The 14,016-nt window shown below is 61.4% G+C and carries 7 protein-coding genes; 6 read left to right on the top strand and 1 reads right to left on the bottom strand.

Annotated features, from left to right (window positions below):
* Positions 1-129 precede the first annotated feature (129 nt).
* The 5 genes from AB5Z20_RS08760 (at position 130) to xdh (ending at position 9,505) form a co-directional block, all read left to right on the top strand.
* The gene (locus AB5Z20_RS08760) at positions 130-1,524 is read left to right on the top strand and encodes a uracil-xanthine permease family protein (RefSeq protein ID WP_089572468.1); all 1,395 of its coding nucleotides are present in this window, start codon (positions 130-132) and stop codon (positions 1,522-1,524) included.
* Positions 1,525-1,720: 196 nt separating this feature from the next.
* Positions 1,721-3,076, top strand: coding sequence for a putative aminohydrolase SsnA (ssnA, locus tag AB5Z20_RS08755; protein WP_368156982.1), 1,356 nt, complete (start codon positions 1,721-1,723; stop codon positions 3,074-3,076).
* Between the two features lie 148 nt (positions 3,077-3,224).
* Positions 3,225-6,224: a putative selenate reductase subunit YgfK gene (gene ygfK, locus AB5Z20_RS08750; protein ID WP_368156981.1), complete on the top strand. Its 3,000-nt coding sequence runs from the start codon at positions 3,225-3,227 to the stop codon at positions 6,222-6,224.
* A gap of 11 nt (positions 6,225-6,235) precedes the next feature.
* A complete protein-coding gene (locus tag AB5Z20_RS08745; RefSeq protein WP_195503603.1) occupies positions 6,236-6,715 on the top strand; it encodes a 4Fe-4S binding protein in 480 nt (159 codons plus the stop codon).
* A gap of 12 nt (positions 6,716-6,727) precedes the next feature.
* Positions 6,728-9,505: a selenium-dependent xanthine dehydrogenase gene (gene xdh / locus AB5Z20_RS08740; RefSeq protein ID WP_368156980.1), complete on the top strand. Its 2,778-nt coding sequence runs from the start codon at positions 6,728-6,730 to the stop codon at positions 9,503-9,505.
* A 738-nt stretch (positions 9,506-10,243) separates the two neighbouring features.
* On the opposite strand, the gene AB5Z20_RS08735 is transcribed toward xdh, so the two are convergent.
* A complete protein-coding gene (locus AB5Z20_RS08735; protein WP_368156979.1) occupies positions 10,244-11,242 on the bottom strand; it encodes a hypothetical protein in 999 nt (332 codons plus the stop codon).
* Between the two features lie 780 nt (positions 11,243-12,022).
* Between AB5Z20_RS08735 and AB5Z20_RS08730 the strand changes: the two genes are divergently transcribed.
* The gene (locus AB5Z20_RS08730; protein WP_368156978.1) at positions 12,023-13,414 is read left to right on the top strand and encodes an ATP-binding protein; all 1,392 of its coding nucleotides are present in this window, start codon (positions 12,023-12,025) and stop codon (positions 13,412-13,414) included.
* Positions 13,415-14,016: the final 602 nt, after the last annotated feature.

Here is a 14,016-nt window from a genome sequence, read left to right as displayed (position 1 = left end):
CAAAAAATTATTATTGAGAATGAGAATCATCTTTAATACGATATGCAACGAAGGCACAACCTCAACCCCGCACTGCGTCACAATAGAGCGTTAGATGCGAAAACAACTATTTCGAGGATTGGTGGTCAAATGACCCAGGAGACGGTTAAGAACGGCACTGAAGCCCTGTTCACTCGTGAAGGCATGCCTCCCGTTAAGGAAATGATCCCGTGTGCCCTTCAGCACGTACTGGCTTCGTTTGCCGGTATCATCACCCCGGCTGTCATCATGGCCGGCGTCTACGGCTTTAATAGCCAGCAGAGCACCGACATCATCCAGGTCGCGCTCATTCTTTCGGCAATCGACACGGCCCTTCAGGCCTTCGCTCCCTTCCGTCGCATCGGCGGCGGCCTGCCCATCGTCATGGGCGTTTCGTTCGCGTTCCTCCCGGCCCTCCAGGCCATGGGTGCCTCGGGCTTTAGCTTTGGTGCGCTGCTGGGCGGCGAGATCGTCGGCGGCGCCGTCGCGGTCCTCTTTGGTCTGGCCTACAGCAAGATTAAGTGGCTGTTCCCGCCCGTCGTGACCGGCACGGTCATCTTCTCCATTGGTGTCTCTCTCTATCCCACGGCCGTCAAATACATGGCCGGTGGCATGGGCACGCCGTTGTGGGGCACCCCGCAGGCATGGTGCGTCGCTCTTATCACCTTCGCCGTGGTCTTTGCGCTCGCCAACTTTGGCAAGGGCACGCTCAAGCTGGGATCCGTGTTCTTTGGCATGATCGTTGGCATGATCGTTTCGATCCCCTTTGGCATGATCGACTTCTCCAGCGTCGCCACCGCTCAGGTCTTCGCTCTTCCCAAGCTCATGCCCTACGCGCTCGAGTTTGATCCCGAGGTCTGCATTACCCTCGCCGTCGTGTTCCCCATGGTTGCCATCCAGGTTATCGGTGACGTTTCCGCCGCCTGCCTGGGCTCCATCGACCGTATGCCCACCGAGCGCGAGCTCTCCGGCGCTATTGTGTCCCAGGGCCTCACCTCTATGGTCGGCGGCCTGCTGGGCGGTCTTCCCACCAGCGCCCTTGGCCAGAACGTGGGCATCATCTGCTCCAACAAGGTCGTCAACAAGTGGGTCTTTGTGATCATCGCGGCCGTCTTTGCCATCGCCGGTCTGTTCCCGCAGCTCTCTGCCGTGCTCTCCGCCATCCCGCAGCCTGTCATCGGCGGCGCGACCGTCGGCGTCTTTGGCACCATCACCATGAACGGTGTGCGCATGTTCACCCGCGAGGGCCTCACGCAGCGCACCACCACCATCGTCGGCACCTCGGTCGTCTTTGGCCTGGGTATTTGGATGGCCAGCGGCTGCCTCGCCGGCGAGGGCATGCCCGCCTGGGTGTCCACCGTCATCGGCTCCAACGCCGTGACCCCCACCGCCATCATGGCCATTGTCCTTAACCTGATCCTTCCGCAGACGCCGGTCGTGGCTCAGCACATCGATGCCGCCAAGGATGCCGCTGTGGATCTGGTCCTGCCCGAGAGCAAGAAGTAACCAATTCGGTGCTATTCGCCGGCGGACGCATCGCCTCGTCCGCCGGCGCCATGCGGCGCCAAGCCGCACTTCAAAGGGCTTGTCCCTTTGGTGAAGCGTTGACGGGAGAGGGCCCGTTTCCGGTGTAGGCCGGCGCTTCGCACTTCCGCCATGTCAGAGGTGTCAAACCCCGCCCCTGATGTTGAAGGGAGCATTTATGCTTCTGGTCGCTAACGGTTCCGTCTTTACCCGCAACGCTCAGACTCCGTTTATTCCCAACGGTGCGGTCGCCATTGACGGAGATACGATCGTCGAAGTGGGCCCCGAGCGTGAGCTCAAGGCCAAGTACCCGGATGCCGAGTACGTCGACGCCCAGGGCAACCTCATCATGCCCGGACTCATCAACTGCCACACCCACATCTACTCGGGTCTGGCCCGCGGCCTTGCCATTAAGGGCTGCAACCCCACCAACTTCCTGGAGAATCTTGAGCAGCAGTGGTGGAAGATCGACGACAACCTGACGCTCGACGGCACCAAGGCCAGCGCCTATGCCACGATTCTGGATTCCATCCGCGACGGCGTCACCACGATCTTCGATCACCACGCGAGCTTCTGCGAGATCCCGGGAAGCCTCTTTACCATTAAGGACGCCGCTCAGGAGCTGGGCATGCGTTCGTGCCTGTGCTACGAGGTCTCCGATCGCCGCGGCCAGGAAAAATGCGACCAGGCCATTGCCGAGAACGCCGAGTTCGCCCAGTGGGCCGCCAAGGAGCGTCGCGATAACGACAACCACATGATCGCCGCCATGTTTGGCGGTCACGCCACCTTTACGCTGTCGGACGAGACCATGGACAAGATGGCCGAGGCCAACAACGGCCTGACCGGCTTCCACATCCACGTGTGCGAGGGCATGAACGATGTGTGGGATTCCCGCCTCAACCGCGGCGGTATCAGCCCCGTCGAGCGCCTGCTGCAGCACAACCTGCTCGGTCCCGACACCATGCTCGGCCACTGCATCCACGTGACGCCCGCCGAGATGGATATCGTCAAGGAGTCCGGCACCTGGCTGGTCAACAACCCCGAATCCAATATGGGTAACGCCGTGGGCTGCGCCCCCGTGCTCGAGTTCTTCCGCCGCGGCATCCCCGTGTGCATGGGCACCGACGCCTACACCCACGATATGCTCGAGAGCCTCAAGGTCTTCCTGATCATTCAGCGCCACAATGCCGCCATGCCCAACGTGGGCTGGTGCGAGGCCATGACCATGCTGTTCGAGAACAACGCCAAGATGGCCAGCAAGTACTTCGATCGCAAGCTCGGTGTGCTCGAGGCCGGCGCCGCTGCCGACGTCATCGTTATGGACTACAAGCCCTTTACGCCGCTGAGCGAGGAGAACATCGACGGCCACATGCTCTTTGGCATGATGGGCAAAAACTGCCGTACCACCATCATCAACGGCAAGGTTCTGTACAAGGATCGCGAGTTCGTTGGCATTGACGAGGAAAAGATCAACGCGTGGACCATGGCTGAGTCCAAGAAGCTCTGGAGCACGCTCAACGATCGCACCTACTAATAACAAGTAGATTAACGCGCGTCGGATGTTTCGCCGCATCCGACGCGCGTATAGGCGACCTCCGCGGGGTCGCCGGCGCTGTGCTAGCGCTACACCGTATTTGCGCCCGCCGCGCGGTCTCGCCGGGCGTTACAGAGAGGAGCTCATAATGAGCGACATCATGAGGCCGATCCCGTTTTCGCAGCTGATGAACTGGATCATCGAGGAGCACAAGACCCAGGACGCCATCTTTGGCGTGCGCAAGATGGTTACGACCAACCAGGAGGGCGCGCTTCCCATTTTTGACGAGCGCATCGAGACTCCGTTTGGCCCGGCCGCCGGTCCCAATACGCAGCTTGCCCAGAACATCGTGGCATCCTACGTGGCCGGTTCCCGCTTCTTTGAGCTCAAGACCGTCCAGGTTATGGACGGCGAGGAGCTCTCCAAGTGTGTGAACAAGCCCTGCATCGTGGCGCAGGACGAGTGCTACAACTGTGAGTGGTCGACCGAGCTCGAGGTTCCGCAGGCCTTTGCCGAGTACGTGAAGGCATGGTTCGCCTGCCACCTCATCGCTCGCGAGTACGGCCTGGGAAGCCCGGACGGTTTTGTCTTCAACATGTCCGTGGGTTATGACCTGGAGGGCATCAAGAGCCCCAAGGTCGACGCCTACATCGAGGGTATGAAGGACGCCAGCGGCTCCGACGTCTGGAACGAGTGCCGCACATGGGCGCTCGCCAACCTGGACAAGTTTGAGCATGTCGATGCCGCATTTGTCGAGTCCATCCCGGCGCGCGTGTCCAACTCCATCACCGAGTCTACCCTGCACGGCTGCCCGCCGGCGGAGATCGAGCGCATCGCGACCTATCTGATCACCGAGAAGGGCCTCAACACCTACATCAAGTGCAACCCCACGCTGCTGGGCTATGAGTTTGCCCGCCAGCGTCTGAACGAGCTGGGCTTTGATTACATCGTCTTCGACGATACGCACTTCCGCGAGGACCTGCAGTGGGTCGATGCCGTGCCTATGTTCGAGCGCCTGATTGCCCTGTGTGCCGAGCGCGGGCTGGAGTTTGGCGTCAAGCTCACCAACACCTTCCCCGTCGACGTGACGAGAAACGAGCTGCCCTCCACCGAGATGTACATGTCGGGCCGTTCGCTGTTCTCGCTGACCATTGAGGCCGCCCGTCGCATTACCGAGCAGTTCGATGGCAAGCTGCGCATCAGCTACTCCGGTGGTGCCACGGTCTACAATATCCGCGCCCTGTACGATGCCGGCATTTGGCCCGTCACTCTGGCGACCGACGTGCTCAAGCCCGGTGGCTACGAGCGCTTTAGCCAGATGGCCGGCGAGTTTACCGACCTGGACGGCAAGCCGTTCGCGGGTGTCTCTCTCGAGGCCGTGACCGCGATCCAGACCGACTCGCTCACCAACCCGCTCTACAAGAAGCCGCTGCGCCCGCTGCCCGACCGCAAGGTCGCCGGCAAGAGCCCGCTTTCCGACTGCTTTACCACGCCGTGCCGCACGAGTTGCCCCATCCAGCAGGATATTCCCGCCTACCTGGCGGCTGTTGACGAGGGTCGCTACGAGGACGCGCTCAACGTCATCATCGAGCGCAACGCCCTGCCGTTCATTACCGGCACCATCTGCCCGCATCCCTGCGGCCGTGCCTGCGAGCGTGCGTTCTACGAGCCCGAGGGCGCCCAGATTCGCGCCAGCAAGCTCAAGGCCGCCCGCGAGGCCATGACCGCCGTGCTGCCCAAGCTGCGCGCCCAGGCCATCGCCAACGACGGCGAGCGCAACGTTGCCGTTATCGGCGGCGGCCCGGCCGGTCTGGCGACGGCATTCTTCCTGACGCGCGCCGGCGTGCCCGTCACCATCTTTGAGGCCCGCGACTCGCTCGGCGGCGTGGTCCGTCACGTGATCCCCGAGTTCCGTATCGCCAGCGACGATATCTCCCACGATGCCGAGCTCTGCCTGGCCTTTGGCGCCAAGGTGCAGCTCAACGCCCGCGTGGAGTCCATTGATGAGCTCAAGGCCCAGGGCTTTACCGATGTTGTCGTGGCCACCGGCGCCTGGATGCCTGGTTCTGCGGGCTTGGGCGAGGGCGCCGAGCTCGACGTGCTGGAGTTCCTCGAGGCCGCCAAGAAGGGCGAGAAGCTCGAGCTGGGCGAGGACGTCGTGGTCATCGGCGCCGGCAACACCGCCATGGATGCGGCCCGCGTGGCCAAGCGCCTGACTGGTGTGAAGAACGTGCGCCTGGTGTATCGCCGCACCAAGAAGCAGATGCCCGCCGACGAGGAAGAGCTTGATCTTGCTCTTGCCGACGGCGTTGAGTTCTGCGAGCTGCTGGCTCCCAAGGCACTCAACGGCGCCGTGCTGACCTGCGATGTTATGGAGCTTGGCGAGCCGGATGCAAGCGGCCGTCGCAGCCCCGTTGCCACGGGCGAGAACGTTGAGCTTCCCGCCACCACGGTGATCTGCGCCGTGGGTGAGGGTATCGATGCCAGCCTGTATGATGCCGCGGGCGTCGAGCACGACCGTCGTGGCCGTCTTGCCGCCACCTCCACCGGTGTCGAGGGCGTCTGGGCTGCGGGCGACTGCCGTCGCGGTCCTGCCACCGTGGTCGAGGCTATTTCCGACGCCGCCGAGGTCGCTCGCGCCATCGCCGGCGTGGACTTTAACAAGTACGCCGACTGCAACGAGCAGGCCGGCCGCGAGGACACCTGCTACGAGCGCAAGGGTACGCTCTGCCGCGACAAGCGCAACTGCACCAAGACCCGTTGCCTGGGCTGCGGCTCGGTGTGCGAGGTCTGCTGCGACGTGTGCCCCAACCGCGCCAACGTGGCAATTAAGGTGCCGGGCCTGGCCAAGCATCAGGTCGTCCATGTCGACGGCATGTGCAACGAGTGCGGCAACTGCGCCGTGTTCTGCCCCTACCAGGAGGGTCGTCCCTATAAGGACAAGCTCACCCTGTTCTGGAGCGAGCAGGACATGGAGAACTCCGAGAACGAGGGCTTCCTGGCCGTGGACGAGGACCACTTTAAGGTCCGCGTCGCCGGCACGGTCCGCACCGTCTCGGTCGATGCCGTCAACACCGGCCTGCCCGAGGCCGTCCGCCTGACCATCAGGGCCGTGCGCGACAACTATTCGTACCTTCTTAAGAAATAGGCGAGTCTCTTATGGCCAAATCCATTCAACATCACGTGGCTTACGTTGCCTGCGGAAGTGGTTGCGCCTCCGCAGGCGGCGACGCCCGCTGCAGCGAAGGCTGCATTGGCTGTGGCGCCTGCGTCACGGCTTGCCCCCACGGTGCCATCGCGCTGGTCGACGGCGTCGCCCGTGTGGACCGCTCCAAGTGCACGGGCTGTGGCCTGTGCGGCATGGCGTGCCCGCAGCGCGTGATTGCCTTCGTTCCCGGCTACCAGAACATCCTGGTGCGCTGCAACAACACCGATAAGGGCGCCATTGCGCGCAAGATCTGCGACACCAGCTGCATCGGTTGCGGCATGTGCGCCAAAAAGTGCCCTGCCGGCGCTATCCGCATCGAGGACAACTGCGCCCATATCGACGGCGCGGACTGCCTGTCGTGCGGCATGTGCGCCGTCGTCTGCCCGCATGGCGCCATCCACGACCGCACCGGCATCGCCGCCGGCGTGTAGAAGGGAATCACCATGGCACAGGAATTCACTTTTACCGTTAACGGCGTCGAGCGCACGACGACCCAAAATAAACCGCTGCTGCGCTACCTGCGCGACGACCTGCACATTCACTCCGCCAAGGACGGTTGCTCCGAGGGTGCGTGCGGCACCTGCACCATCCATGTGGACGGTGCAGCCGTCAAGGCGTGCGTGCTGACCACCGCTCTTGCCGCCGGCCGCGACATCGTGACCGTCGAGGGCCTGCCCGAGGACGTGCGCGAGGCCTTTGTGTACGCCTTTGGCGCCGTGGGCGCCGTGCAGTGCGGCTTTTGCATCCCCGGCATGGTCATGGCGGGTGCGGCGCTCATCGCCGAGGATCCCGAGCCCACCGAGGAGCAGATCAAGTACGCCATCCGCGGCAACGTCTGCCGCTGCACCGGCTACAAAAAGATTATCGAGGGCATCTCGCTTGCCGCTGCGGTGCTCCGTGGCGAAAAGCAGATCGACGAGGATTTGGAGCGCGGCGACGACTACGGCGTGGGCAAGCGCGCCTTCCGCATCGACGTGCGCAAGAAGGTGCTCGGCGAGGGCAAGTATCCCGACGACATCGACGAGCTCGATCAGCCGGGCCTGACCTACGCTAGCGCCGTGCGCTCCAAGTATCCGCGCGCCCGCGTGCTCTCCATCGATACCTCCAAGGCCGAGGCCCTACCCGGTGTGGTTGGCATCCTGCGCGCCGAGGACGTGCCGGTCAACCAGGTCGGCCACCTTATCCAGGACTGGGACGTCATGATCGCCCAGGGCGACATCACCCGCTGCGTGGGCGATGCCATCGTGCTGGTGGTTGCCGAGGACGAGGCGACGCTCGAGAAGGCCAAGAAGCTCGTAAAGATTGATTACGAGCCGCTGGAGCCCGTGCGCAACATCGCCGAGGCCAGGTCTGCCGACGCCCCGCGCCTGCACGACAGCTTCTTTGCCTTCGGCAACACGGTGGAGCTCAAGGACAACGTGTGCCAGAGCCGCCATGTGACGCGCGGCGACGCCGCCAAGGCGCTGGCGGAGAGCGCATTCACCGTGACGCAGCGCTTTACTACGCCCTTTACCGAGCATGCCTTCTTGGAGCCCGAGTGCGCCGTTGCCTTCCCGTACAAGAATGGCGTCAAGGTGCAGTCGACCGATCAGGGTGCCTACGATACGCGCAAAGAGTGCGCCCACATGTTTGGCTGGGATAACGAACCCGAGCGCGTGGTCGTCGAGACCATGCTCGTGGGTGGCGGCTTTGGCGGCAAGGAAGACGTGTCAATCCAGCACCTGGCTGCGCTCGCCGCGTACAAGTTCCAGCGTCCCGTGAAGTGCAAGCTCACGCGTGCCGAGTCGCTTGCCTTCCATCCCAAGCGTCATGCCATGGACGGCACCTTTACGCTGGGTTGCGACGCCGAGGGCAACTTTACCGGCCTGGATTGCGAGATTAACTTTGATACCGGCGCCTACGCGTCGCTGTGCGGCCCGGTGCTCGAGCGCGCCTGCACGCATGCCGTCGGCCCCTACAAGTACCAGAACACCGACATTCGCGGTTTTGGCTACTACACCAACAACCCGCCCGCCGGCGCGTACCGCGGCTTTGGCGTGTGCCAGTCCGAGTTTGCGCTCGAGAGCCTAATCGACCTGCTGGCCGAGAAGGTCGGCCTGGATCCGTGGGAGATCCGCTACCGTAACGCTATCGAGCCGGGCGAGGTTTTGCCCAACGGCCAGATTGCCGATTGCTCCACGGCGCTTAAGGAGACGCTGCTCGAGGTCAAGGATGCCTACTACGCGCATCCCGGACACGCCGGTATCGCCTGCGCCATGAAGAACGCCGGCGTGGGCGTGGGCCTGCCCGATGCCGGTCGCTGCAAGATTCGCATCGAGAACGGCGTGGCCGTGGTCTATGCCGCCACGTCCGACATCGGTCAGGGCTGCAACACCGTCTTTTTGCAAGACGTTGCCGAGGCATGCGGCCTGCCGCTTCGCTGCATCGCCAACGGCGAGTGCTCCACCGAGAACGCTCCCGACTCCGGAACCACGTCTGGCTCGCGTCAGACGGTCGTGACCGGCGAGGCCGTGCGCGGCGCCGCCTTCCTGTTGCGCGATGCCATGGTTGGCATCGAGGCCGGCAAGCCTGCGCCCGATGCTCCCGTGAGCGCGCATGGCGACGGCGTCAAGATCGAGTACGATGACGGTCGCGCCTATCAGCTGCGCACGCAGGAACTCGTCGCCGGTCAGGGCATGCATCCCCAGGATCCCGCGGCCGCCATCAAGGCGCTCGAGGGATGCGAGTTTGGCTACGTGTACCTGGAGCCGACCGACAAGCTGGGCGCCGACGTTCCCAATCCCAAGAGCCACATCTGCTACGGCTTTGCCACGCACGTGGTCATTCTGGATGATGACGGTCGCGTGAGCGAGGTCTATGCCGCGCACGATTCCGGCAAGGTGGTCAATCCCATCTCCATCCAGGGTCAGATCGAAGGCGGCGTGCTCATGGGTATGGGCTATGCGCTTACCGAGGATTGGCCGCTTAAGGACTGCGTGCCCCAGGCCAGGTACGGCACGCTCGGGCTGTTCCGTGCGCCCGAGATTCCGGATATCCACGCCATTTACGTGGAGAAGGACGAGCTGCTGCCCGTGGCATACGGCGGCAAGGGCATCGGCGAGATTGCCACGATCCCCACGGCGCCCGCCGTGCAGAACGCCTACCGCGCATTTGACGGCAAGCTGCGTCCGGATCTGCCCATGGTGGATACGCCGTACAGCCGCGCCCGTCACCGCGGGTAGGGTAGGACGCGCACGGCCATTGCTGACGGGCTGTTCGCGCTCAGCATCAACTGCATATGCTGCACCTTTGGCCCCAGCTCCATCGCGAGCCGGGGCCTTTTGTTATGCCGCGCCTGCTGCTAGTGGAAAGCGCATCCCATTTCTTGGCTTCGGAATGGGATGCGCTTTCCGGATCGGCCCTCAAGCGGAAACTGCATCCCGGAATGCGCGCTCAGAGCGGGATGCGATTTCCAGTTGAAGGCTCAAGCGGAAAGTTCATCCCGGAATATGGCTCCAGGCTGGGACGCACTTTCCAGTTGAAGCCTCAAGTGGAAGCTGTGTCCCGGAATGCGCGCCCGGAATGGGATGCGCTTTCCGGATTGGTCCTCAACCGGAAACTGCGTCCCGGAATTTCGCTTCAGAGTGGGATGCCGTTTCCGGCTGAACCCTCAGGCGGAAAGTACATCCCAGAATTGACGCTCAGAGTGGGACACGGTTTCCGGATAGAACCTCAGCGGAAACTGCGTCCCAGTTTGAGCGTCTATTCCGGGATGCAGTTTCCGCTGAAGGACTCAACCGGAAAGCCTGTCCCGTTCCGAGACCGGATTCCGGGATGCACTTTCCGGTAGGCCCGCCATCCGGAAAGTGCATCCCGTTTTGAGCGTCCAGACTGGGACGCGCTTTCCGTTGGCGTGGCCGTTGGGAAAATGCGGCCCAGATAGGGGAGATACGATCCGGCGATGCGCGGCCTAGCAGCTCCTACAGCTCCACGTCGTTGAGCCATGTCGGCAGCGCGGTCTGCCGGATGCCTGCCGTCTGCAGCTTTTTGGCGAGCACTCCTGCCGAGCGGACCTCGTTCATGGTAAAGCGGATGAGCGGATGGCCGTAGAGCGATAGGTGCGCCTCGCGCTGTCGTTCGACAACGAGCGCCTCGGCGGTGGTGCGTCCGGCCAGCATGGTCTGGTCGGTATATTTGATGAGCCCGTCGAGTTCGCCCAGCGTAAGTTCCCGCGCCTGGCGCTCCCAGGCAAAATCTGTTCGCATGCTCTTGGTCGAATCGAAGGGGTCCGTCAGCTCGTATTGAAGTTGGTCGGGTGCGAAGCCCGTTTCGATCATGGTAGCGCGGGCGACCGATTCCCCACCGCTCTCGGCGCGGACGTCGGCATATCGAAGCGTTGTGAGGGCCGTACGAATCGCGCGACCATTGCGGGCGGTCGCTCGTTGCTCGACGGCCTCCATCAACTGCTCTCGCGTAAGGCCGAGCTTTGAGATCGCCGAATCGGCAATGGGCATGCCGTCGGCAAAACCAGTTTGCAGCAGGCAATCTGTGACCGTTCGGATGGGCGGCGTTACCGATATGCCGGCTCTGCGTATTGCTCCGGCCGGCTCAATCTGGTGCCGCTGAATATGCGCGCCCGGGCGAGCCGACGGCTTTGTCGAGCTGCAGGCATGCACGACATTCAGGTGTCGCCACGAGACCTCGAGCCCCAGCAGGCAAGCTGCCGAAAACGAGCAGAAGGTCCAATCAGGGTGGATGATCGCAAGGGCGCGAATAATCTCGCAATGACGCTGCGCCCGGTTGAGCTCATCCCAGCGCATTTTGCGCGCGAACAGTCCCGGCATGGGGGAAACGACCATGTCGCCGATGCGCCGAAGGAGCGCTTTTCGGATCGCCGCGTTTGGGGGAATCAGGCAGCGCCCCTCCTGCTCGGCTTGGTTTAACAGCTGGTCGATGAGTTGATCATTGCAATGGGTCATGGGCTACCGCCTCCTTTTTGGGGTGGCAAAAACGTATCAGCCGGAACTTGCCGCTCAACTGACCAAAAGCTGACTAAAATCTAACCATGCAGGTAGATGGCCTTTTTTCGGCGACATTTTTACATCCGAATCGGTGGGCGGTAATCGGCACCCGTGAATGGTAGCTAGTTATGAAGCTTTGGTAAGTTTCGGGACGTGTACTTTTTCGAAAAAGAGCATTCTATCTGCTGTTTTGTGTTTCTGGATCGCATATTTGAAGGCATGTGATACGGGCGGCGGATCGTCGTCTGTGTCGGCGGAAACTGTGACCCGGAATTGCCGCTCGGAATGGGATGCGCTTTCCGGATCAGCCCTCAACCGGAAACTGCGTCCCAGATTTCGGCCCCAGAGTGGGATCCGCTTTCCGGATCGGGCCTCAAGCGGAAACTGCATCCCAGAATGAGCTCTCGGAGTGGGATGAACTTTCCCAGCGGTGCTTCTACCGGAAACTGCGTCCCGATTCGACGCTCAGAATGGGATGCATTTTCCGGCAGAAGCTTCAGCGGAAAGTGCATCTCAGAATTCAGGCTCAGAGCGGGACGCGCTTTCCGGATGGCATGGGACTGCGGAAACTACGGCCCAGTTTTTGGCTCCAGAACGGGATACATTTTCCAGAACGGTCCACGTGCGGTGGTATATCGCCCCTTTTCGTACGCCGCTTGGCGAATTATGTTATAGCTATCTATATTATAGAAAAGTATAATATAGATAGCTATAACATAGAGGATAGAAGGCGCGCGCATGTTTATCGGCAGAACAACGGAAATGGCCGAGCTCAATCGGCTCTACAGTTCGGATTCATTCGAAATGCCCGTAATCTACGGGCGCCGTCGCGTGGGCAAGACGCGCCTTATCACGGAGTTTATTCAGGGCAAGCACGCCATTTACTTTCAGGCGCGCCGCACCAATGCGGAGGCGAACTTGCAGTACTTGAGCCAAGCGATGCTTGCCAGTCAGACGGGCGCGGCAAGTGTGGCGTTTAGAAGCTTTGACGAGGCGTTCGATGCACTTGCCGCCATGTCGCGCGACAGCCGTTTGGTCGTTGTAATCGACGAGTATCCTTACCTGGCTCAGTCGTGCCCCGAGGTCAGCTCTTTGCTGCAGGAAAAAATCGACCATTTGTACAAAGAAACCAAGCTCATGCTTATCCTGTGCGGGTCATCGCTTTCATTTATGGAAGAGCAAGTGCTAGGCTACGAGAGTCCGCTCTACGGCAGGCGAACGGCGCAGTTTAAAATCATGCCGCTCAACTTTTTGACGACGCTTGGCCTGTGGCACAGGATGGATTACGAGGATGCAGCAGTTTGCTACGGCATGACGGGCGGTATTCCCGCGTATGTTGAAAAAGTTGACCCGTCGGTATCGCTCAAAGATAACATCAAGCGTTTGTTCCTCAATCCTTCGGGCTATCTCTTCGAAGAGCCGAGTAACTTGCTGCTGCAGGAGTGCCGCAACCCCGAGCAATACGATGCCATTGTGCAGGCGATCGCCCAAGGCCGCTCGAAGCTCTCGGAGATTGCCGGCGCCGCGGGGATTCCTGCGAGTAACGTTAAAATGTACGTTGATAAGCTGATATCGCTCGGCATCGTCGAGCGCGAGTTGCCGCTCAACGAGACGAGCAACAAACGGGCCGTGTATCAACTGTGCGATCAGATGTTTAGGTTCTGGTACCGGTTTGTGCCGCAGAACATCGGGCTCATTCAAAACAGCATGGCCGAGATGGCATACGCGCGCATCGAGCCGCATCTGTCCGACTATATGGGCGTGGTATTTGAGCTCATTTGCAAGCAGTACGTGTACGAACTTGCGCGCGCGGGCCAGCTCGATGTGATTCCGGCGACGGTGGGCCGTTGGTGGGGAACGGACAATCGGACGCGTACGCAGGAAGAGATCGATTTGATTGTCGACGACGGAGAAGGCGCGGCGCTCTTTGCGGAGTGCAAATGGCGTAACGAACCGGTAGGCGGGGATGTTCTGGAAAAGCTCGTGTACCGAAGCGAGCTCTTTAGGCGGCAGCATAAAAGCTACGTGATCTTCTCGAAGGGTGGCTTTACGCAAGGATGTCAGGAAGCCGCGGCGAGCAGGGGAGATACCAAGCTGATTTCGTTTGCCGAGATGTGCGAGCGGAGATAACCAAGCGCTCTGATGTGATGCTCGGAATGGGATGCGCTTTCCCTTTGCGGCCTTTGGCGGAAAGCGCGTCCCAGATTATGGCTTCAGAGTGGGATGGCTTTTCCGGATTGGCCCCTCGCGGAAACTGCGTCCCGGTATCGAGCCTCAGAATGGGACGCGCTTTCCGGATCGCCCTTCAAGCGGAAACCGCATCCAGATTTCGGCTCCAAACCGGGATACGCTTTCTCGGCGGCGTCTCTGGCGGAAATTGCACCCCGGAATGAGCGCTCAGAGTGGAATATGCTTTCCTAACGAAGCCGCATGCGGAAACTGCGTCCCGGATTCGATGCTCAGGACGGGATGCCGTTTCCGATAGAGGCATGGGGTGGAAAGCCTCCCATTTCTAATGTTTAAGGAATGGGAGGCAGCTCATCGCGAGTTGGGCCTTTTGTTTGGAGCGGAGGCAGCATCCCGGAATTCGGGCAATCCGGTGATCAGGGGTTGAGCGAGCGTCGCGCTAAGGATGCCAAGCGTAAAACCTTCAATGGGTTGATTTCCGATCTCAACCGAACATATTGAGCGAATAGGCCGTTCCCGCAGTTAGCCGAACGCCCCCGCGGCCC

Origin of the sequence: Collinsella aerofaciens (assembly GCF_040910245.1) — a bacterium.
In the GTDB taxonomy this organism is placed as follows: domain Bacteria; phylum Actinomycetota; class Coriobacteriia; order Coriobacteriales; family Coriobacteriaceae; genus Collinsella.
Note: the sequence above shows the minus strand (reverse complement) of the source record. Positions and strands in the feature narration are given on the sequence as shown.

What these genes read in the sequence shown, in the direction of transcription:
- xdh (WP_368156980.1), top strand. Translation starts at nt 6,728, where the DNA reads ATGGCACAGGAATTCACTTTTACCGTTAACGGCGTCGAGCGCACGACG.
- AB5Z20_RS08730 (WP_368156978.1), top strand. Translation starts at nt 12,023, where the DNA reads ATGTTTATCGGCAGAACAACGGAAATGGCCGAGCTCAATCGGCTCTAC.
- AB5Z20_RS08760 (WP_089572468.1), top strand. Translation starts at nt 130, where the DNA reads ATGACCCAGGAGACGGTTAAGAACGGCACTGAAGCCCTGTTCACTCGT.
- AB5Z20_RS08735 (WP_368156979.1), bottom strand. Translation starts at nt 11,242, where the DNA reads ATGACCCATTGCAATGATCAACTCATCGACCAGCTGTTAAACCAAGCC.
- ssnA (WP_368156982.1), top strand. Translation starts at nt 1,721, where the DNA reads ATGCTTCTGGTCGCTAACGGTTCCGTCTTTACCCGCAACGCTCAGACT.
- AB5Z20_RS08745 (WP_195503603.1), top strand. Translation starts at nt 6,236, where the DNA reads ATGGCCAAATCCATTCAACATCACGTGGCTTACGTTGCCTGCGGAAGT.
- ygfK (WP_368156981.1), top strand. Translation starts at nt 3,225, where the DNA reads ATGAGCGACATCATGAGGCCGATCCCGTTTTCGCAGCTGATGAACTGG.